The following is a 19,544-nucleotide window of genomic DNA, read 5'->3' on the forward strand; positions in this document are numbered from 1 at the left end:
TGCCTGTTCTATCTAACCCGGCTCAGGCCGGGTTTTTTATGGGCGCCATGTAAGCCATTGCTTACATGGCGTGTAAGCAATTAAAGGAAAGAATGGCAGGAAACTCGCCGGTTGAATATTGGTGTGTAATGCAACGTACTGATTAATATGGTTATTTTAATTGTTCTTCCAGGCGTTGTGCATTTTTCAGGTATTGGACGGGCTTGTGGCAGGGCAGGGAACCGCTAGTATTACACCTGTGCCTAGGGACTGGCGCAGGCCGCAACGGATAGTGGTCAGGACAATCGCAGGATGCGATTTCATCAGGATGATGAACAGGGAATACAGGGAGTAGGGACAAAAGAGTGGGCGGGTAATACCGCCCCTTTTTTTTGCCTGCGAGAAAGTAAAAGACCCGCGCAAGGCGGGTCTTTCAGTGAGCGTTGCGTAAGAGTTAGCGCTCCAGGTACTGCAGCTTGTCTTTTACGCCATCCCACTCTTCAGCATCAGGTAAGCCTTCTTTCTTCTCGGTGATGTTCGGCCAGACTTCGGCCAGGTCGGCATTGAGCTCGATATATTCCTGTTGATCTTCCGGCACTTCGTCTTCGGAGAAGATCGCTTGAGCCGGGCACTCCGGCTCGCAGAGTGCGCAGTCGATGCACTCGTCCGGGTGGATCACCAGGAAGTTCGGGCCTTCGTAGAAGCAGTCCACCGGACAGACTTCCACGCAGTCGGTGTACTTGCACTTGATGCAGTTGTCGGTGACGACGAAGGTCATTTCTAATTCTCTCCTCAGGCTACGGCACGGGGACTGTTTTCCATAAACAGCCCCTCGGCTCGGGAAACTATGACTGCGACACCAGGCTAGTAGGCCGCAGCATCCCAAAGCGCGCGCGATTCTAACAGCTTGCGCGTGCGGGCGTTAGACTCGCGCTTTCCATGTATATAACAGTTCCAGCGCTTTGCGCGGAGTCAGATCATCCGGGTTGATCTTGAATAATTCCTCCAGCACCGGGTGCGGCAGGCTGGAGAACATATCGCTTTGCAGCGGAGTCGCCTGCTGGCCGGGTACGTTGTGTGGCAAATCATGGGGCAGGCTGGTGGTTTCCAGGCGCGCCAGATGTTCGCGGGCGCGCAGGATCACGGCGCCGGGAACACCAGCCAATTGCGCTACCGCTAAACCATAGCTCTGACTGGCCGGGCCGGGCAGTACATGGTGCAAAAAGACGATGCGTTCATTGTGCTCGGTGGCATTGAGGTGCACGTTGGCAACCAGCGGCTGGCTTTCCGGCAGTACCGTGAGTTCGAAGTAGTGGGTGGCGAACAGCGTATAGGCACGCAGCTTGGCCAGCTGCTCGGCCGCCGCCCAGGCCAACGACAGGCCGTCGAAGGTGCTGGTGCCGCGACCGACTTCGTCCATCAGCACCAGGCTGCGTTCTGTGGCGTTGTGCAGAATATTCGCGGTCTCGCTCATCTCGACCATAAAGGTCGAACGGCCCCCCGCTAGGTCATCGCTTGATCCGATACGGGTAAAAATGCGATCAACCAGAGACAGTTCGCAACTGGCTGCGGGCACGAAGCTGCCAATATGCGCGAGCAGTACGATCAGCGCTGTCTGGCGCATGTAGGTGGATTTACCGCCCATGTTCGGCCCGGTGATGATCAGCATGCGCGTGTCATCGTCCAGACTCAGGTCGTTGGCCACGAAGGGGGTGGTCAGTACTTGCTCGACCACCGGATGACGGCCCTGCTCGATGCGCATGCAGGGTTCGTCGACGAAACATGGGCGATTGAGGTCGAGGTTCAGGGCGCGTTCGCCCAGGTTGCTCAGTACGTCCAGTTCGGCCAGGGCTGCGGCGCTGTCCTGTAGTGGGCCGAGGTGGCCGATCAGGCGTTCCAGCAGTTCCTCGTAGAGGAGCTTTTCCCGGGCCAGGGCACGGCTCTTGGCCGATAGGGCCTTGTCCTCGAACTCCTTGAGCTCGGGGGTGATGAAGCGCTCGGCACCTTTCAGGGTCTGGCGGCGGATATAGTCGGCCGGTGCCGACTCGGCCTGCTTGCTTGGCAGTTCGATAAAGTAGCCATGCACCCGGTTGTAGCCGACCTTGAGGTTGGCCAGACCGGTACGGGCCTTCTCTCGCACTTCCAGATCCATCAGGTACTGGCCGGCGTTTTCGCTGAGCGATTGCAGTTCGTCCAGCTCGACGTCGTAGCCGGTCTTGAGCACGCCGCCATCGCGGATCACCGCAGGCGGGTTGTCGATAATGGCGCGGGCTAGCAACTCGGCCAGCTCCGGGTAGGTGCCGACTATGCCGGCCAAGTCAGCCAGGTGCGGCGAGTCGAGGTCAGTCATGGCCTGCTGCAGTTCGGGCAGGGCGGCTAGGGCATCGCGCAGACGCGCCAGATCCCGTGGCCGCGCATTGCGCAAGCCAATACGCGCGAGGATGCGTTCCAGGTCGCCGATTTCCTTGAGCCGCGGCTGCAGGGTCTCGAAGCGATAACGCTCCAGCAGGCAGGCAATCGATTCCTGGCGCGCTTCCAATATTCTACGGTCGCGTAGCGGGCGGTTCAGCCAGCGGCTGAGTAGGCGGCTGCCCATGGCGGTCTGGCAGCGGTCGACCACCGATTGCAGAGTATTCTCGCGCCCGCCGGCGAGGTTGATGTCCAGTTCCAGGTTGCGCCGGCTGGCCCCGTCGAGAATTACCGTGTCGTCGAGACGTTCATGGCGCAGGCTGCGCAGGTGCGGCAGGGCGGTGCGCTGGGTTTCCCGGGCATAGGCCAGCAGGCAGCCGGCGGCGCCGATGGCCAGGGTCAGGCTCTCGCAGCCGAAACCTATCAGATCCTGGGTGGCGAACTGCTGACAAAGGCTCTTGTGTGCACTGTCGCGCTCGAAATCCCAGGGCGCCCGGCGGCGCACCCCGCGGCGTTTTTCTGCCGGTAGGCCCTGCGGCCAGTCGTCGGGAATCAGTAACTCGACCGGATTGAGGCGCTCCAATTCGGCCAGCAGGTTCTCCCAGCCTTTGATTTCCAGCACGCTGAAGCGGCCGCTGGTGATGTCCAGCACCGCCAGGCCGAACAGCCGCTCGTCACCGAGTACGGCGGCCAGCAAATTGTCGCGCCGCTCGTCGAGCAGGGCTTCGTCGCTGACCGTGCCGGGGGTGATGATGCGTACCACCTGGCGCTCCACCGGACCTTTGCTGGTGGCCGGGTCGCCGATTTGTTCACAGATGACCACCGACTCGCCGAGCTTGACCAGTTTGCCGAGGTAGCCTTCGGCCGCGTGGTAGGGAATCCCGCACATGGGGATGGCCTGGCCGGCCGACTGGCCGCGAGCGGTGAGGGTGATATCCAGCAGCTTGGAGGCCTTTTTCGCGTCCTCGTAGAAGATCTCGTAGAAATCGCCCATGCGGTAGAACATCAGCTGATCGGGGTGCTGGTTTTTCAGCCTCCAGTACTGCTGCATCATGGGCGTGTGAGAACTAAGATCGCTTTGGCTCATCGTTTTAACTGTCCGGCTGAATCGCAAAAGCGCCTAGTGTACGGTATCCCCTTGGCTGGCTTTAACCCCGGAGTGCAGATGACTGTGAATGATCAACGCCTGACCCGGCTGGCCGCCGAACTGGGTCAGCGATTGCAGGCGCAAGGTGCGCAGGTAAGTACCGCCGAGTCCTGCACTGGCGGCGGCATCGCAGAGGCAATTACCAGAATCCCAGGCAGCTCGGCCTGGTTCGAGGCGGGTTATGTCACCTATTCCAATAGGCAGAAGAGCCAGCAGTTGAGGGTGCCCGAGGCGTTGTTCGCTACTGTGGGGGCGGTCAGCCGCGCGGTGGTCGAAGCCATGGTCCGTGGCGCCCAGGCGCAGAGCGGGGCGCGTTATGCGGTAGCGGTCAGTGGTGTGGCCGGGCCGGATGGCGGCTCGACGGAGAAACCGGTGGGCACCGTGTGGCTGGCTTGGGGTGACGGCGAACGGCTGTTCAGCACACGTCGCCAGTTCGCTGGCGACCGCGGCGAAGTTCGCCGACAAACGGTCGAGGCCGCGCTGGAAGGACTGTTGCGCGTGATTGCGCAAGAAAATCCAAATGCAGGGTAGGCGAGGGACTTGCCCTGTGGAATAATACTGTCTACTTATACAGTTGTTAATGGCCGCTAGCAGGCCCTTCTTTATTACGTGAGGACTTCAATGGACGAGAATAAGAAGCGCGCCTTGGCGGCAGCCTTGGGCCAGATCGAAAAGCAATTCGGCAAGGGCGCGGTCATGCGCATGGGCGACCATGAGCGCCAGGCGATTCCGGCCATTTCCACCGGCTCGCTCGGTTTGGACATTGCCCTGGGTATTGGCGGTCTGCCGAAAGGCCGGATCGTGGAGATCTACGGCCCCGAGTCTTCCGGTAAAACCACCCTGACCCTGTCGGTGATCGCCGAAGCGCAGAAGCTTGGTGCTACCTGTGCCTTCGTCGATGCCGAGCATGCCCTGGATCCCGAATACGCCGGCAAGCTGGGCGTGAATGTCGATGACCTGCTGGTATCGCAACCGGATACCGGTGAGCAGGCGCTGGAAATCACCGACATGCTGGTGCGCTCCAATGCCGTCGACGTGATCGTCATCGACTCCGTGGCGGCCCTGGTGCCGAAGGCGGAAATCGAAGGCGAGATGGGCGACATGCACGTGGGTTTGCAGGCTCGCCTGATGTCTCAGGCACTGCGCAAGATCACCGGCAACATCAAGAACGCCAACTGCCTGGTGATCTTCATCAACCAGATCCGCATGAAGATCGGGGTGATGTTCGGTAGCCCGGAAACCACCACTGGCGGTAACGCGCTGAAGTTCTACGCCTCGGTGCGCCTGGACATTCGCCGCACCGGCGCGGTGAAGGAGGGCGACGAAGTGGTCGGCAGCGAAACCCGGGTCAAGGTGGTAAAAAACAAGGTGGCGCCGCCGTTCCGTCAGGCTGAATTCCAGATCCTCTACGGCAAGGGCATCTACCGCAATGGCGAGGTTATCGACCTCGGCGTGCAACACGGTCTGCTGGAGAAATCCGGTGCCTGGTACAGCTATCAGGGCAGCAAGATCGGCCAGGGCAAGGCCAATTCGGCCAAGTACCTGGAAGACAACCCGGAAGTGGCACGCACTATCGAGGGTCTGGTCCGCGAGAAGTTGCTGGTGGCCAGCACTCCGGCCAAGGCCAGCGCAGACGATCTGGCCACCGCCGAGGCCTGATTCGTAGATCATGCCTGTCGTACTGGATAACCTCGTCGCGGTGCGCCGAGCAGCCATGGATCTACTGGCGCGTCGCGAGCATGGGCGCGTCGAGTTGAGCCGCAAGTTGCGTCGGCGTGGCGCCCCAGTCGAGCTGATCGACACAGCCCTCGAGCGCCTGGCGCAAGAGGGCCTGTTATCCGAAGCGCGTTATCTGGAAAGCTTTGTCGGCTATCGCGCGCGTGCCGGTTATGGGCCGTTGCGCATTCGTGAAGAGCTGATCCAGCGTGGCTTGTCCCGGCCCGATGTCGAGCAGGCGTTGCGCGACAGCGGCATCGACTGGTGCGAGCAGCTGGAACAAACCTGGCGCCGCAAGTTTGCCGGCCAGTTGCCGGGCGATGCTCGTGAGCATGCCCAGCAGGGCCGCTTCCTCAGTTATCGCGGTTACCCACTGGATCTGATCAGCCGCTTGTTACGCGGCCTGGATCTGGATTGAAATACCCTTTGAACCCGGAGCCTGCACTCCGGGTTTTTTGTTGGCGATGCACCCGTTATCTGCTGATGGCAAAGCGGGCGGCGCTTCGCAGCAGGCAGGCAAGACCCCAATTCAGCAGCGGTGGGCTGCACAGCCACCCTTAAGAGTAGGATTTTTGTTTACTGGACGGTCGTGCTTGCCGGCAGTGGTGGACGGGCGATATCCGTCATAACTGGCTGACCATGCTGCAACAGTGATCAGCTTGGCTGTTGCCAGTGCTGCGGCAGGTTGATCAGATCCAGCAATTCGCGCAAGCGGCCGTGGTCGCGGCTATTGAATGCAAAGGCCAGGCGAGTCAGATGGCAGAGTTCCGGTTCGTCCTGCTCGGTCTCGCAATAAGCCTGCTGCTGAAAACCACCACTTTTACACAGACCGATGAAGTCGAGGTTCAGCTGCTGCATGGCCGCTTGATTGAGTGGGTGGTTGAGACGAATCACATAGCGATCCTTGAGCCAGCGGCTGGAGTGGTAATTGCGATAGAACTGCGTGATTTCATCGGCTGCCTCCGTCGCGCTGTGCACCAGGCGCACCAGATGTCGGTCGTCGGGCAGGACATAGCGGTTATCCACCAGCTGGTTGTCGATGAAGGTCATGGCCTCTTTCCAGAAACTACCCCCAGGTTGATCGAGCAGTACCACGGGCACCAGAGGACTCTTGCCGGTTTGAATCAGGGTCAGTACTTCGAGTGCTTCATCCAGGGTGCCGAAGCCGCCAGGGCACAGCACCAGACCATCGGCCTCCTTGACGAAGAACAGTTTGCGCAGGAAGAAGAAGTGAAATGACAGCAGGTTGCTGGTGCCATGCACGGTGGCATTGGCACCCTGTTCGAAGGGCAGGGTGATATTGAAACCCAGGCTGTTCTCCAGGCCCGCGCCTTCATGGGCGGCTGCCATGATGCCGCCGCCGGCACCGGTCACCACCATCAAGTCGTGCCGCGCCAGGGTGGCGCCGAGCTCACGGGCCAGGGCATACAGCGGGTGGTCGGGCGGTGTGCGTGCCGAACCGAATACGGTGACTTTACGCCGCCGTTTGAACTGTTCCAGTGAGCTGAAGGCGTGCTCCATTTCACGCAGGGTTTGCAGCATGATCTTGGCGTCCCAGCGATTGCGGTCGGCTTGGGCCATGCGGATCACCGTGATCAGCATGTCGCGATACAGCGGCAGGTTCGGGCTGTCGCCGGGGACGACCAAGGTAACCAGCTCGTCGACTTTATCGGTAAGGTCGATGCCACTGGTCTGGAAGTGGCGGGATAGGTAATCGTCCGGTTCGTAAGGCATTCGACCGCTCCTTTCTGGATGCCGGCGGGATTCTTTCGCTATCGTGCAAGCTCCAATCATAGTCAGAGTATGGCTGGCGCTTGTGCATTGGAAGCGCTAAACATCTGAGCAGGTTGCAGAAAACCCCGAGCCTGGATAGCCGCCAGCGCTGCAGCTTGAGCGTTTTCCCGCTCGCCAGCACGCAGCAGGAGACCCGGGCGCTTGGGAGAAAATCCGCCGACTGCGACCGCTTCCAGGTCGCTACGCGCCGCCCCCTACCCCCGACAAAGCAGTGGTCCGCCGGGCGCCACTCGCCGCCGGCAGTGCACCGTCGATTGCCAGAGCGACACACAATCGGGCGCACGGAGCAGCCGCGCTGCGCTGCCTGGAGGCGTTCGCCTGATGGCGCTCGATGTTTCACAGCCACTGAGTCCCCGGTCACCGGTGCGGCAGGGCGTGCAGCTGCCGGGCTGATCGGGGTAGTCCCAGGGCCGGCGCCAGCAGGGGCAGATGGCAACCCCACGACTGCAGCCCCGTGCCTCGGGTTCTAGGGGATACAGTTGAGGGGGCTGTCGCCGCCGTCCCACGGTGGCTCAGATGGCGATCTGCTCGCCTGGCTCGGGAATGTTGGCAATCCAGTTGAGGCGCTCGCGCAGGGTTTGCTGCAGCACCTGCATTTTCTCCAGTTCGCCATGCACCAGGTACAGCTCGGGGTGATGGTCGAAATGGCTGACCCAGTCGAGCAACTGCGACTGCCCAGCATGGGCGGAAAAACCGCCGAGGGTGTGGATCTGCGCTTTGACCGCGATGCGCTGGTGAAGCATCTTCACCGTGCTGGCACCGTCGACTATGGCGCGTCCCGGGGTGCCTCTGGCCTGGAAACCGGGGAACACCACATGGCAATCCTCGCGCCAGAGGTTGTGCTTGAAGTGGTGGGCGATGCGCCCGCCAGTACACATGCCGCTGCCGGCGATGATGATGGCACCGCTCTTGATCCGGTTGATCGCCATGGACTCATCCGGGGTTGGGGTGCAGCGCAGGATCGGCAACCAGTCCTCGATATGCCTGGTTTGCTTGGGCGCTATGTCCGCCTGATCGTTCGGGTCAAACAGGTGTTGAAAGCGCGAGTAGATGGCATTGGCGCGAATGGCCATGGGGCTGTCGAGGAACACCACCTGCTGCGGCAGGCGGCCCTCCTGGTAGAAACGACCGAGGTAGTAGATCAGGTCCTGGGTACGACCGACGGCGAAGGCCGGAATCAGTACGTTACCGCCGTCACGATGGGCTTGCTGGAGAATTTCGGCCAGTTCATCCAGGGTGTCGTCGCTGTTACGGTGATCGCGATCGCCATAGGTGGACTCGAGTAGCACCAGATCGGCGCGGTCGAGCGTGGTCGGTGGGTGCATCAGGGGCGAGCAGGTATTGCCGAGATCACCGGAAAACACCAGGCGCCGGGTCAGGTGATGATCCTGTACCTGCAATTCGACGATGGCCGAGCCCAGGATATGGCCGGCATCGTGAAAGGTTACCTGCACGCCCTTGGCCACTTCGATGGGCTGGCCATAGGCCTGCGGGCGCCTTTGTGTCAGCGCCTGCTCGGCATCCTCGGTGGTATACAGCGGACTGAGCGGTGGTTTGCCCAGGCGTGCACGCCACTTGTTCTCCCACTCGGTATCCTTTTCCTGGATCTGCGCCGCATCCAGCAGCATCAGTTCCATCAGTTCACAACTGGCATCGGTGGCGAAAATAGGCCCGCGATAACCGGCGCCAGCCAGTTTGGGCAATAAGCCGCTATGGTCGATATGGGCATGGGAAATCACCACCGCATCCAGGCTCAGCGGATCGAAGGCGAAGGGCGCACGGTTGCCTTCGTCCTCTTCGCGGCGGCCCTGACGCATGCCGCACTCAAGCAGCACCTTGGCGCCGTCGCGGCTTTCGATCAGGTAGCAGGAACCAGTGACTTGCTGAATCGCGCCAAGGAAGCTGAGAAGAGCCATGTTGGAAATCCTTGATGATGGTCAATACGCTCAGGGTGCCGCGAATGATGGTCGCCGGCCTTGATGCATATCAGGGTGCCGGCTGCTTGGTGTGTCCTAGACTGGGCGAAAACTCCAGGAGAGCACCCATGTCGCAATTATTGCCAAGTGCCCGTGAGCTGGCCGCCCATGCCTTGGTCGAACCTGAGTTCGCCGCTTGGCAGCAGGGCTATGGCCCGGTAGAGCATAGCCCAGAGACCTGTGCGGCGGTGTTCCGCATGGCCCATCAACTGGTGCAGGCGGGTAAGCAGCCGGACCTGGCCAGCGTCTATGGTTTGCTGCGCGCCCTGGACCGGCTGAACGCCGCCGGTTTATGGCTGGTGGTGCATATGACCTATGCCCGGCGCGTGCGTCTGGACGGCATGGCCCTGGAGCCGGGCGACTTCAAGGTAAAGCCCGAGGGCCATACTGGCGGCGCCTTGAACATGGTGCCCGGCTACGCGGCCTACCTGGCGCTGAATGCCCTGACCGGGGAAACCCGTGGTTGGCTGATGGGGCAGGGGCACTGTGTGGCGGCGGTCGAGGCGCTGAATCTGTTGACCGCCAACCAGCACCCCGAACAGGCCGCACGTTACAGCTGCGATGAAGTGGGGATGAGCCGGCTAGTGGCAGATTTCTACAGCTATGCCCAGGCCGCCGATGGCGCGCCGGGTGTGCCTCTGGGCAGTCACGTCAATGCACATACCGCTGGCGGTATTGCCGAAGGGGGCTATCTCGGCTTTGCCGAGTTGCAGTACTGCCACCTGCCGCTGCCGGGTGAAAAGCTGGTGGCTTTTTTGTCCGACGGCGCGGCCGAAGAGCAACGTGGCAGCGATTGGATGCCGCGCTGGTGGCGGGCAGAAGACTGTGGCATGGCGCTGCCCGTGATGATCGCCAACGGCCGCCGTATTGAGCAGCGCACGGAACTGGGCACGCTAGAGGGGCTGGAAGGCTTTTGTCAGCACCTGCGCCACTGCGGTTTCGATCCGATCAGCTTCGATGGGCGCGACCCGGCGGCTTTCGTCTGCGCCCTGTGGCAGATGGAGCAGCGCCTGGGGCATCGGGTTGCCGAGTTGCACAGCGGCATCCTGCGTTACCCGCTGCCCATGCCTTATGCGATCGCCGTAACCAAGAAGGGCTTCGGGTTCTATGGTGCAGGCAGTAATGCCGCGCACAATCTGCCGTTGCCGGCCAATCCCCATCTGGATGATGCCGCGCGCGGGCTGTTCAATCAGCATGCTGCCGGCCTCTGGGTAGCGCCCGACGAGTTGCTCCAGGTCTGTGCGCAGTTCCGCTGTGGGCGCGCCGAGCGTGCGCTGGAGCGTGATCATCGGTTGGCGCTGCGCCAGCCGGCCGCATTGCAACTGCCTGAGCTGCACTATCACGGGCAAGACTGCTCGCCGATGTCGGCGCTGGACCGCTTTTTTGTCGACTTGGTGAAGGCCAACCCGCACCTGCGACCGCGAGTGGGCAATCCGGATGAGCTGGCCAGCAATCGCCTGAAAGGCGTTCTGCATGCGCTCAAGCATCGGGTCTGTGTGCCTGAAAGCGCCTTGGAAGCAGTGGATGGCGCGATTATCACCGTGCTCAACGAGGAGGCGGTGGTGTCCGCCTGCCTGGCCAATCAAGGCGGCCTGAACCTGGTGGCGAGTTATGAGGCCTTCTGCGTGAAGATGCTCGGCGCCGTGCGCCAGACCCTGATCTTCGCCCGTCAGCAGAAAGAAGTGGGGCGCCCTGCGGGCTGGCTTGGCTGGCCGTTGGTGGCGACTTCGCATACCTGGGAAAACGGCAAGAACCAGCAGTCTCACCAGGACACCAGCTTCTGCGAGGCGCTGCTCGGCGAGATGAACGATATGGTGCGGGTGCTTTTTCCTGCCGACCATAACTCACTGCTGGCCCTGTTGCCGGCGGTCTATCAGGCGCGCGGACAGCTGGCTTGCATTGTCAGTCCCAAGCGCGAGCGCCCGTTCCAGTTCGATCAACAGCAAGCCGAACAACTGGCCCGCGATGGCGCTATCCTGCTGGATCAGCACGAGGGTGCCGATCCCGTGCTGCTGATCGCCAGCGGCGCTTATCAGTTGAGCGAGATGCGTCGTGCGGCAGTGCGCCTGAGTGAGAAAAAATCTGCCTGGCGTTTGATTTACCTGCAGGAACCAGGGCGTTTTCGTGAGCCACGGGATCACTGGGAGGCACCAGCGCTGGCGCCTGCCGCAATCCGCAACGAGTTGTTTCCTGCGCAGTATCCGCGCCGCGTACTGCTGACCCATATGCGCCCGGAAGTGGCGCGCGGGCATCTCTGGCCGATCCTTGGCGATGCCCGCTGCAACCGGGTACTGGGTTATCGCAACCGCGGTGGCACCCTGGACGAGGCTGGCATGCTGTTCGCCAACCAGGCCACCTGGGCACATGTGTTGCAAGCGGTCACAGAGGTGCTGGGCATCCCCGCACAGAAGCTGCTGAGTCGCGAGGAGCGGGCTGCCCTGGCCGGCCAGGGCAAGCCCGAATGCCTGCGCTGAAACAGCCCGGCCGAGGGTGGCAAGTCAAGTCGCTGTGTGGCCTGCGCTGCGGGTCATTAACGCGCCCGGCAGGTGCCGCGGCCTGACCCATGGCCTATCTATGGGGCGCAGTCGCTGTTACTGAAGCGCTCGCTGACGATCGGGCGATTGGTCTTGTACTCGCTGAACTCGTAACGCAGGACGGCGCCACGCGCCAGTAACTGGCGATAGCCCGGGTTGCGGCACACGCTGTTGGCCAACTGTGCGCGCACACTGTCCGGGTTGCCGCGCATCTGCGCGGCGTGGTCGGGGCGCACGCTCAGATGATTGACCAGTTCATTATCGTCAACGCTGTAACCTTGATCGAGAATGTCCGCGTTGATCGCCCGTGGCGTGCCAACGCTGCTTTCGCGGGCGACTCGTTCAAGGGTCTTGCTCAGCTCGAAATTGTTCAGCGATGCGGCTTGAGCGAGCACGGGTAGGCCAAGGGCGAGGATTACAGCGATCAGGCGCGGCATAGGATTCTCCAGAGTCGGTTCGAAGCCTTCGACAGGCATGAGCCTGCAGAGGTTCAGCAGGTAACCATCTTACTTGCCTGCCGCGGTTTACCCCACCTGCAATCGCGGCGGCTTTGTTAGACTGGCGGGCTTACCGCCCCAGGATCCCCCATGCCCTCAACTTATCGCCGCGCAGCGCTTTGCGCATGAGCCATGCCGTCGCTCGTTTGCGCGCTGCGCGCATTGCGCGCAGTGAAAAACCGTTCCTGGCCCGAGGCTCCCGGGCCGTGCGTTGCCAGCGCTGCCGGTTGGCCCTGAGCCATTGCCTGTGCGCCTGGCGTCCGCAAATCGAGGCAAAGTCGGGCGTGTGTTTGCTGATGCATGATGTCGAGGCGCTCAAGCCGAGCAATACCGGTTGGCTGATTGCCGATGTAGTGGTCGACACCTCGGCCTTCGGCTGGTTGCGAACGGCGGTCGAGCCGGCCTTGCCGGCGTTGCTGAGCGATCCGCAGTGGCAGCCCTATCTGGTGTTTCCCGGTGAATACGCCGAGCCCGAGCGGGTGGTCAGTGAGGTGCAGCATACGCCTGGCAAGCGGCCACTGTTCATTCTGCTCGATGCGACCTGGACCGAGGCGCGCAAGATGTTCCGCAAGAGCCCCTACCTCGACAGCTTGCCGGTGCTCAGCCTGCAGCCCGAACAGTTGTCGCGCTACCGCCTGCGTCGATCCACGCGCGACGATCACCTGTGTACCGCCGAGGTGGCGGCGCTCTGTCTGGAACTGGCCGGCGATCAGCGTGCCGCCGACGCGCTGAATGCCTATCTGGATGTCTTCAGCCAGCACTATCTGGCGGCTAAAGCTCCACGGGCGGTTGATCTGGATGACGCCCTGCACCAGCATTTGCGCTTGTTTCTGTGAGGGGGCGGCTGGTTTTTTTCGGCCATAGTTGAGCCAGCAGCATGCCGGCGAGCATCAGTGCACAGCCGAAATAACCGCGCAGTTGCAGCGCTTCGCCCAGTAGCCAGGCGCCTGCAATGGCGGCAAACACGGCTTCCAGCGAGAGGATGATGGCGGCATGCGAGGCGATCGCATGCTTTTGCGCCACCACCTGCAGGGTGAATCCGATGGCCACACCGAATAGACCGCCGTAGAGGATCGCCGGCCCGGCGGCGAGGATCGAGTCGAAGTGGATGTCCTCGAAAATCAGCGCCAACAGCAGGCTGATCAGCGCGCAAGTGGCGAATTGCACCACGGCCAGGCGCAATGGGTCATGACGCCTGGCGAAAACGCCCACCAGCAGCACGTGCACGGCCCAGACCAGGGCTCCGGCCAATTGCAGCCAGTCACCGGAGGCAACCTGAAAGCCTTCGCCGACGCTGAGCAGGAACATGCCGATCACCGCCAGTGAGGCGCCCAGCCAGATGCCCAGGCCAGTCTTGTGGCCAATCAGCAGCCCGAGCAGGGGCACTATGATCACGTACAGGCCGGTGATGAATCCGGCGTTGGTGACACTGGTGAAGAGCAAGCCGACCTGCTGCAGGTTGATCCCCAGGGCCAGTGCCAGGCCCATCAGGCCGCCACCTATTAGCAGGTGGCGGTTCAGCGGCGCGGTAGGTGCGCTGCGTGATCGGCGCTCGAGCAGCGGTAGCAGTGGCAGCAAAATCAATACCGCCAGAGCAAACCGCATGCCGCTATAAAGGAATGGGCCTATGGACTCCATGCCCAGGCGCTGGGCGACGAACGCCGAGCCCCAGATCATGGCCGTCAGTAGCATCAAGAGATCGGCGCGCAGGGCCTGGCTTCGCATAAAACAGTCTCGTCGGGAAAAGTGCAGACTGTGCCGCAAAGCAACGCGCTTGACCACTCCGGGATCGCTCGGCATGCTGAGCGCCGTCCTAGGCGCATTTGTGGTTGGCCGTGTACTATGCGCGGCTTAATCGAATGGCCTGTCGTGTCTAATTCGACAGGCCTGCGCCAGCGCTACTCTCATAACAAGAACAGGATCTGCAATGGCCGCTTATGAAATCCTGATTGCCGACGACCATCCACTATTTCGCAGCGCACTGCAGCAGGCACTGACCCTGGGGCTTGGCCCGCAGGTTCGCCTGGTAGAGGCTGCCAGCATCGCCGAGTTGGAAACCTGCCTGGCGGAAAAAGCAGATTGGGATCTGGTTCTGCTCGACCTCAACATGCCCGGTGCCTATGGCTTTTCCGGTCTGGTGCTGCTGCGCGGACAATACCCGCAGGTGCCAGTGGTGATGGTCTCGGCGCAGGAAGATGCGGCCGTGGTGGTCCGCGCGCGCGAGTTTGGCGCGAGTGGCTTCATTCCCAAGTCCAGCTCCCTGGAGAGCATTCAGCAAGCCGTGCAAGTGGTGCTCGACGGCGATACCTGGTGGCCGGAGCAAACCGAGGAGGCCGCCCAGGTCTCTGCCGAGGCCAAAGCCGCCAGCGCCGGCCTGGCCAGTCTGACCCCGCAGCAGTTTCGGGTATTGACCATGGTCTGCGACGGCTTGCTGAACAAGCAGATTGCCTACGAGTTGAGCGTTTCCGAGGCCACGGTAAAGGCGCATGTCACGGCGATTTTCCGCAAGCTCGGTGTACGTACCCGCACCCAGGCGGCGCTGCTGTTGCAGCAGATGGAATCGATCCCCAGCAGTTGAGCCGCTCTTGATCCTGGTTGCTCGGCAGGCTGGCGTCGGTTTGCCTGTGCAGTCTTTAGCTCTCGTGCCGGCCGGCCTTTCAGAACGCGGATAACCTTCTTATGTCGCCATTCAAGGGCCAGACTGGCCTCAAGCGTATCGTTAATGCTGCGGGCTATTCGCTGGCGGGGTTGCGTGTCGCGATTGCCGGCGAAGCCGCATTTCGTCAGTTGATGCTGCTCAATCTGGTGTTGATTCCGCTGGCATTCTACTGCGATGTCAGCCGGGGCGAGCGCGCGCTGATGGTCGCCGTCTGCCTGTTGGCGTTGATCGTCGAATTGCTCAATTCTGCGCTGGAGGCGGCGGTCGATCGCATCTCCCTGGAGCTGCATCCCTTGTCGAAAAACGCCAAGGACATGGGCAGCGCCGCGCAGTTCATGTCCCTGATGTTGATCGCCAGTGTCTGGGCGCTGACCCTGTTGGGCTAGCTGCTGTGCGTGCGCAATAACCTGGTGGCAGGGCTTCAGGCAATGTTCGGCAGCACTATCTCATCGCTGCGCCTGACCCCGGCAGTCAGCGCCCGGCATAGCTCGATGAACTCACGCATGGCGGCAGTCTGGTACTTCTGCTTGTGCCAGATGAAATAGAACTGCCGGCGCAGGTCCAGTTCCGGGGTTTCCACCGCCACCAGGCTGCCGCGGCGAAAGGCATCACGCAGGGCCAGGCGCGAGATACAGCCGATCCCCAGGCCCGACTCCACTGCGCGCTTGATCGCCTCGGTATGTTCCAGCTCCAGGCGCACATTCAGCGAGCGCGGGTGATGGCGCATGGCCTGGTCGAACGTCAGGCGGGTGCCCGAGCCTTGCTCACGGAGTATCCAGGCTTCCTGGGTCAGCTCGTCGAGGCTGGCTTCGCCGCGCTTGGCCAAGGCATGTTGCGGCGCGCAGAACACCACCAGTTCGTCTTCGACCCAGGGCTGCACTTCGATATCCGGGTGCTGGCAGTCGCCTTCGATCAGGCCCATGTCCAGCTCATAGTGGGCGATCTGCTGCACCACGTAGGCGGTGTTATGCACCTGGAGCTGGACCCGGCATTCCGGGTGGCGCTGCATGAAGCTGCCGATCAGCAGGGTTGCCAGGTAATTGCCGACAGTTAACGTCGCGCCGACATGCAGCGAGCCAAAGCCACTCTTGCCCCCCAGCAGGCGTTCGATCTCCTTGGCCTGGTCGAGCAGGGCCGCGGCTTGGGGCAATAACTGCGAACCCAGGGCATTGAGGATCAGACGCTTGCCGGCGCGGTCAAACAATTGGCAGTCGGATTGGCGCTCCAATTCGCTGAGCGAGGTGCTGGTCGCCGACTGCGACAATGCCAGTGAGTCAGCCGCGCGGGAGACGCTTTCCTGCTGAGCCACGGCAACGAAGACTTGGAGCTGTCGTAGGGTAAATCGCATATCTATATAACCGATAACGGATATCTTAATTATCCACTTAACAGATATTCTGCCCGCGACTAGAATCTGCTGCAACCGCAACTGCCCGTGATTCTTGAGGACCTAGCATGAGCAACCTGAACGTCGAGCGTGTACTCAGTGTTCATCATTGGAACGACACTCTCTTCAGCTTCAAGACCACCCGCGATCGGGGCTTGCGCTTCGAGAATGGCCAGTTCGTGATGATCGGCCTGCAGCAGGACAATGGCCGGCCGCTGATGCGTGCCTATTCCATCGCCAGCCCGAACTACGAAGAGCACCTGGAGTTCTTCAGCATCAAGGTGGCGGATGGTCCGCTGACCTCGCGGTTGCAGCACCTCCAGCCCGGCGATGAACTGATGGTCAGCCGCAAGCCCACCGGCACCCTGGTACTCGACGACCTGTTGCCCGGCAAGCACCTGTACCTGCTCAGCACCGGCACCGGCCTGGCGCCTTTCATGAGCGTGATCCAGGATCCGGAAACCTACGAGCGCTACGAGAAAGTCGTCCTGGTGCATGGCGTGCGTTACGTCAACGAGGTGGCCTACCGCGAGTTCATCACCGAGCACCTGCCGCAGAACGAATACTTCGGCGACGCCTTGAGGGACAAGCTGATCTACTACCCGACCGTGACCCGCGAAGAGTTCGAAAACCAGGGCCGCCTGACCGACCTGATGCGCAGCGGCAAGCTGTTCCGCGACATCGGCCTGCCGCCGATCAACCCCCAGGACGACCGCGCGATGATCTGCGGCAGCCCGAGCATGCTCGACGAAACCGCCGCCGTGCTCGACAGCTTCGGCCTGAAGATCTCCCCGCGCATGGGCGAGCCGGGCGATTACCTGATCGAACGCGCCTTCGTCGAGAAGTAAGCGCCAGGCGAGCAGAGCAAAGGCGCGCTACGGATAAATCCCGTTCACTTGATTCAAGTGAACGGGATTTTTTCTGCCCGGACGGAATTCGCGCAGGCATCTAGCACCGACTAGGCGTTGCCGGATTGCAGCCGGGCCAGGCGTTGCATGCCCGGCTGCTGCACGGGTGAATCTGCCCGGATCAGTCTCCGGTCCGCTGTCGGCCAGGGCGCCTTCAGTGGGAGCCTAGGTCGAGGGTGATCTGGAAGCGATTGCCGCCATCTTTCTTCGCCACGTACATGGCGTTGTCGGCATGCGTGAGCAACTGTTGCGCGTCAATACCGTGCTGCGGATAGAACGCAACGCCGATGCTTGGCAGAATCATGTGCGCCATACCCTTGAGATCGAATGGCTGGTTGAGGGCCAAGCGGATTTTTTCGGCGACCAGCAAGGCGTGATCTGGCGTGCGGAAGTCCTCGAGCAGCACCACGAATTCGTCACCACCCAGGCGTGCGACCGTATCCGATTCGCGCACGCATTGCCTGATGCGCTCGGCAACCAGCTGCAGCAGGAGATCGCCGACGGTATGGCCGAACGTATCGTTGACCTGCTTGAACTTGTCCAGGTCGAGGAACAGCAGCGACAGCGACGTCTGATCCCGGCGTGCCCTGGTCAGTGCGGTGTGCAAACGGTCATAGAGCAGGGCGCGGTTTGGCAGTTGAGTCAGTTGGTCGTATTGGGCCATGAACTGCAAGCGACTAAGCATCTGCTGGCGTTCGATGGCTGCCGCCACCTGGGTCGAGACGAACTGCAGCAGTTCCTTGTCCTTGTCGGTGTAGCAGGCTCCATGGGTATAGCTCTGGAGCACCAAGGCGCCGATGGTGCCGTTGTGCGAGGTTAGCGGCACTCCCAGCCAATACAATGACGTGCAGTCGATCGCCTGGAGGTGCTCGGGCAGGGTCTTCAGCGTATCTGGGGAGAGCAGCAAGGTCTGCCCGGTGCGGATGATTTCAGCGCTGAGGGTGGGGGCCGCCAGATTGTGCGGCGCAGGTGCCTGCTGGCGTTCATCGATATGGTAGGGAAAGCTCAGCTGGTCGTTCTGCTCATCATAAAGAGCCACGGAAAAATTGATGGCCGGTAACAGTTGGCCGACGATCGAGTGAACCTTCTCGAACAGGCTGGGTAGATCCTTGGCCAGGTGCGCCGCTTCGGAGATGGCATAGAGCGCCGCTTGCATCGACTCGTTGTGTTTACGTTCGCTGACGTCATGGGCTACGGCAATCCTCAATTGATCGTCCGCCGACCAGCGGGCCGACCACATGATGTGAACGATCCGACCATCCTTGCGGATGTAGCGATTTTCAAAGTTGGGTTTGCTGCCACCCGACATGATTTCGCTGGCCGCTTGTAGCGTGATGGCGTGATCTTCCGGCAAGACCAGTTCGATCATGCTCTTGCCGATCATTTCCTCGGCGGAATAGCCAAAGATCCGCTCGCAAGCCGCGCTGACAAAAACGAATCGACCCTCCTTGTCGACCACGCAGATGGCATCGAGTAGAAGATCAACCAGGTTGCCTGATGGGACGTAAGGCTTTGTGGTTTTCATAGGGTAAATTGTGGTCGCTCTGAACCAGCCATGACTTGTGCAAGAGTGTGACCATGTGCCGAAAGGTGCAGCCCATTGGCCAACTTTAGCCGCAGCCCAGACACTGCGGAAGCAATACTTCAGTCAAAATGTGTAGTGGCTTCGTGCCAGCTAGTGATTACCTTGGACTCGACGGGGCCGGCAGGTCAATAGCAGCTGATGCAATGGCTGCAAGCGCCTGCCTTGCCTTACCTGACGCACCCGGAGGTTGTGCAAATCCCGCGCGCCGTCGCGTGGGCAAGAGTTCTTCACTGCCGCTCAGGTCTCCACCACTTCCAGCACGCAAATTTTTCCCGGTTCTGGGTAGTGCCAGCGCACATCGACATCCCACAAGCGCGTGCCATAGCGCCGCTCGGGCGGCGGTAGCTGATAGGCCGGGCGCGGATCCTGGGCCAGGCATTGTTCTATCAGTTCGACCAGCGGCTGGTCCAGGCGCAGGCCGTGGCTGCGCGCCTGGCCGAGGGCCGCGTCTTGCCATTGCACCTCGATCAGCAGCGGAGCTCCGTCGGCGATGCGGTTACAGGCGCTTGCGACGCTGTCGGCATAGGGCACATAGGGTTTGATATCCAGCACCGGTGTGCCGTCGAGCAAGTCGATCCCCGACAGCCAGAGTTTGCCCGGTTCGACCTTGTCCAGTTGCACCACAGATTGACCGATGCCGTTGGGGCGGTGGGTGGCACGGGTGGCAAATACCCCCACCGATTTATTCCCACCCAGGCGCGGTGGGCGCACTTTCAGACGTGGCTGGTCTTGCAGTGCCTGGTGAAACAGAAACAGCAGCCAGACATGGCTGACCTGTTCCAGGCCCTGCACCGCTTCGCCCGTATCGAAGGGGGCGAGCAGTTCCAGCACGCCACGGGCAGCCGGGGCCAGCTGAGGCTGACGGGGAATGGCGAACTTCTCCTTGAAACAGGAGCGGACGAAACCGATGGGCGAGACGGAGTAGGGCATGGGGGCAGGGTCAGTCGGTGGGG

Annotated in this window: 17 protein-coding genes; 8 read left to right on the plus strand and 9 right to left on the minus strand. The window is 61.5% G+C overall.

Translation table 11 applies throughout. The features are described 5' to 3' along the window. Positions 1-433: 433 nt before the first annotated feature. Together fdxA and mutS are read right to left on the minus strand one after the other, a co-directional pair. Positions 434-757, minus strand: a complete 324-nt coding sequence (gene fdxA, locus PH586_RS13460; RefSeq protein ID WP_238042007.1) for a ferredoxin FdxA — start codon at positions 755-757, stop codon at positions 434-436. A 144-nt stretch (positions 758-901) separates the two neighbouring features. Beyond that, the gene (gene mutS, locus PH586_RS13465; RefSeq protein WP_271348271.1) at positions 902-3,475 is read right to left on the minus strand and encodes a DNA mismatch repair protein MutS; all 2,574 of its coding nucleotides are present in this window, start codon (positions 3,473-3,475) and stop codon (positions 902-904) included. Between the two features lie 78 nt (positions 3,476-3,553). Between mutS and PH586_RS13470 the strand changes: the two genes are divergently transcribed. The 3 genes from PH586_RS13470 to recX all read left to right on the plus strand — a co-directional run bounded on the left by PH586_RS13470 (position 3,554) and on the right by recX (position 5,669). Further along, on the plus strand, positions 3,554-4,066 hold the full coding sequence (locus PH586_RS13470) for a CinA family protein (RefSeq protein ID WP_271348272.1): 513 nt from the start codon (positions 3,554-3,556) through the stop codon (positions 4,064-4,066). A gap of 90 nt (positions 4,067-4,156) precedes the next feature. Beyond that, a complete protein-coding gene (recA, locus tag PH586_RS13475; protein ID WP_238042004.1) occupies positions 4,157-5,194 on the plus strand; it encodes a recombinase RecA in 1,038 nt (345 codons plus the stop codon). A gap of 10 nt (positions 5,195-5,204) precedes the next feature. After that, on the plus strand, positions 5,205-5,669 hold the full coding sequence (gene recX, locus PH586_RS13480) for a recombination regulator RecX (RefSeq protein ID WP_271348273.1): 465 nt from the start codon (positions 5,205-5,207) through the stop codon (positions 5,667-5,669). Positions 5,670-5,905: 236 nt separating this feature from the next. On the opposite strand, the gene PH586_RS13485 is transcribed toward recX, so the two are convergent. Both PH586_RS13485 and PH586_RS13490 read right to left on the minus strand, forming a co-directional pair. Next, positions 5,906-6,985, minus strand: coding sequence for an LOG family protein (locus PH586_RS13485; protein WP_271348274.1), 1,080 nt, complete (start codon positions 6,983-6,985; stop codon positions 5,906-5,908). Positions 6,986-7,557: 572 nt separating this feature from the next. Then, complete coding sequence (locus PH586_RS13490; RefSeq protein ID WP_271348275.1) at positions 7,558-8,961, minus strand: MBL fold metallo-hydrolase RNA specificity domain-containing protein; 1,404 nt, start codon at positions 8,959-8,961, stop codon at positions 7,558-7,560. 128 nt (positions 8,962-9,089) lie between these two features. On the opposite strand from PH586_RS13490, the gene PH586_RS13495 reads away from it, so the two are divergent. Continuing rightward, positions 9,090-11,495, plus strand: a complete 2,406-nt coding sequence (locus tag PH586_RS13495) for a phosphoketolase family protein (RefSeq protein ID WP_271348276.1) — start codon at positions 9,090-9,092, stop codon at positions 11,493-11,495. A 98-nt stretch (positions 11,496-11,593) separates the two neighbouring features. Here the strand turns inward: PH586_RS13495 and PH586_RS13500 are convergent, their stop codons facing one another. Next, positions 11,594-11,992 carry a quorum-sensing-regulated virulence factor family protein gene (locus tag PH586_RS13500; RefSeq protein WP_271348277.1) on the minus strand — a complete coding sequence of 133 codons (399 nt, stop codon included), beginning with the start codon at positions 11,990-11,992 and terminating at the stop codon, positions 11,594-11,596. A 185-nt stretch (positions 11,993-12,177) separates the two neighbouring features. On the opposite strand from PH586_RS13500, the gene PH586_RS13505 reads away from it, so the two are divergent. Beyond that, positions 12,178-12,888: a tRNA-uridine aminocarboxypropyltransferase gene (locus tag PH586_RS13505; protein ID WP_271348278.1), complete on the plus strand. Its 711-nt coding sequence runs from the start codon at positions 12,178-12,180 to the stop codon at positions 12,886-12,888. Here PH586_RS13505 and PH586_RS13510 read toward each other — a convergent pair. Further along, on the minus strand, positions 12,824-13,777 hold the full coding sequence (locus tag PH586_RS13510; RefSeq protein WP_271348279.1) for a DMT family transporter: 954 nt from the start codon (positions 13,775-13,777) through the stop codon (positions 12,824-12,826). The two genes, PH586_RS13505 and PH586_RS13510, sit on opposite strands and share 65 nt — an antisense overlap. Positions 13,778-13,979: 202 nt before the next feature. Here PH586_RS13510 and erdR point away from each other — a divergent pair, with 202 nt between their 5' ends. Continuing rightward, on the plus strand, positions 13,980-14,630 hold the full coding sequence (erdR, locus tag PH586_RS13515) for a response regulator transcription factor ErdR (RefSeq protein WP_238041996.1): 651 nt from the start codon (positions 13,980-13,982) through the stop codon (positions 14,628-14,630). Positions 14,631-14,731: 101 nt separating this feature from the next. Beyond that, a complete protein-coding gene (locus PH586_RS13520; protein ID WP_271348280.1) occupies positions 14,732-15,097 on the plus strand; it encodes a diacylglycerol kinase in 366 nt (121 codons plus the stop codon). 35 nt (positions 15,098-15,132) lie between these two features. Here PH586_RS13520 and PH586_RS13525 read toward each other — a convergent pair whose 3' ends face one another. Then, on the minus strand, positions 15,133-16,059 hold the full coding sequence (locus tag PH586_RS13525; RefSeq protein ID WP_271348281.1) for a LysR family transcriptional regulator: 927 nt from the start codon (positions 16,057-16,059) through the stop codon (positions 15,133-15,135). A 107-nt stretch (positions 16,060-16,166) separates the two neighbouring features. Between PH586_RS13525 and fpr the strand changes: the two genes are divergently transcribed. Beyond that, the gene (gene fpr, locus PH586_RS13530) at positions 16,167-16,946 is read left to right on the plus strand and encodes a ferredoxin-NADP reductase (protein ID WP_271348282.1); all 780 of its coding nucleotides are present in this window, start codon (positions 16,167-16,169) and stop codon (positions 16,944-16,946) included. A 214-nt stretch (positions 16,947-17,160) separates the two neighbouring features. Here the strand turns inward: fpr and PH586_RS13535 are convergent, their stop codons facing one another. After that, positions 17,161-18,531, minus strand: a complete 1,371-nt coding sequence (locus tag PH586_RS13535; protein ID WP_271348283.1) for a sensor domain-containing protein — start codon at positions 18,529-18,531, stop codon at positions 17,161-17,163. Positions 18,532-18,828: 297 nt separating this feature from the next. Further along, a complete protein-coding gene (gene tsaA / locus PH586_RS13540) occupies positions 18,829-19,521 on the minus strand; it encodes a tRNA (N6-threonylcarbamoyladenosine(37)-N6)-methyltransferase TrmO (protein ID WP_271348284.1) in 693 nt (230 codons plus the stop codon). Between the last annotated feature and the right edge of the window lie 23 nt (positions 19,522-19,544).

The organism is Pseudomonas aestuarii, assembly GCF_027988105.1.
Classification (GTDB): Bacteria; Pseudomonadota; Gammaproteobacteria; order Pseudomonadales; family Pseudomonadaceae; genus Aquipseudomonas; species Aquipseudomonas aestuarii.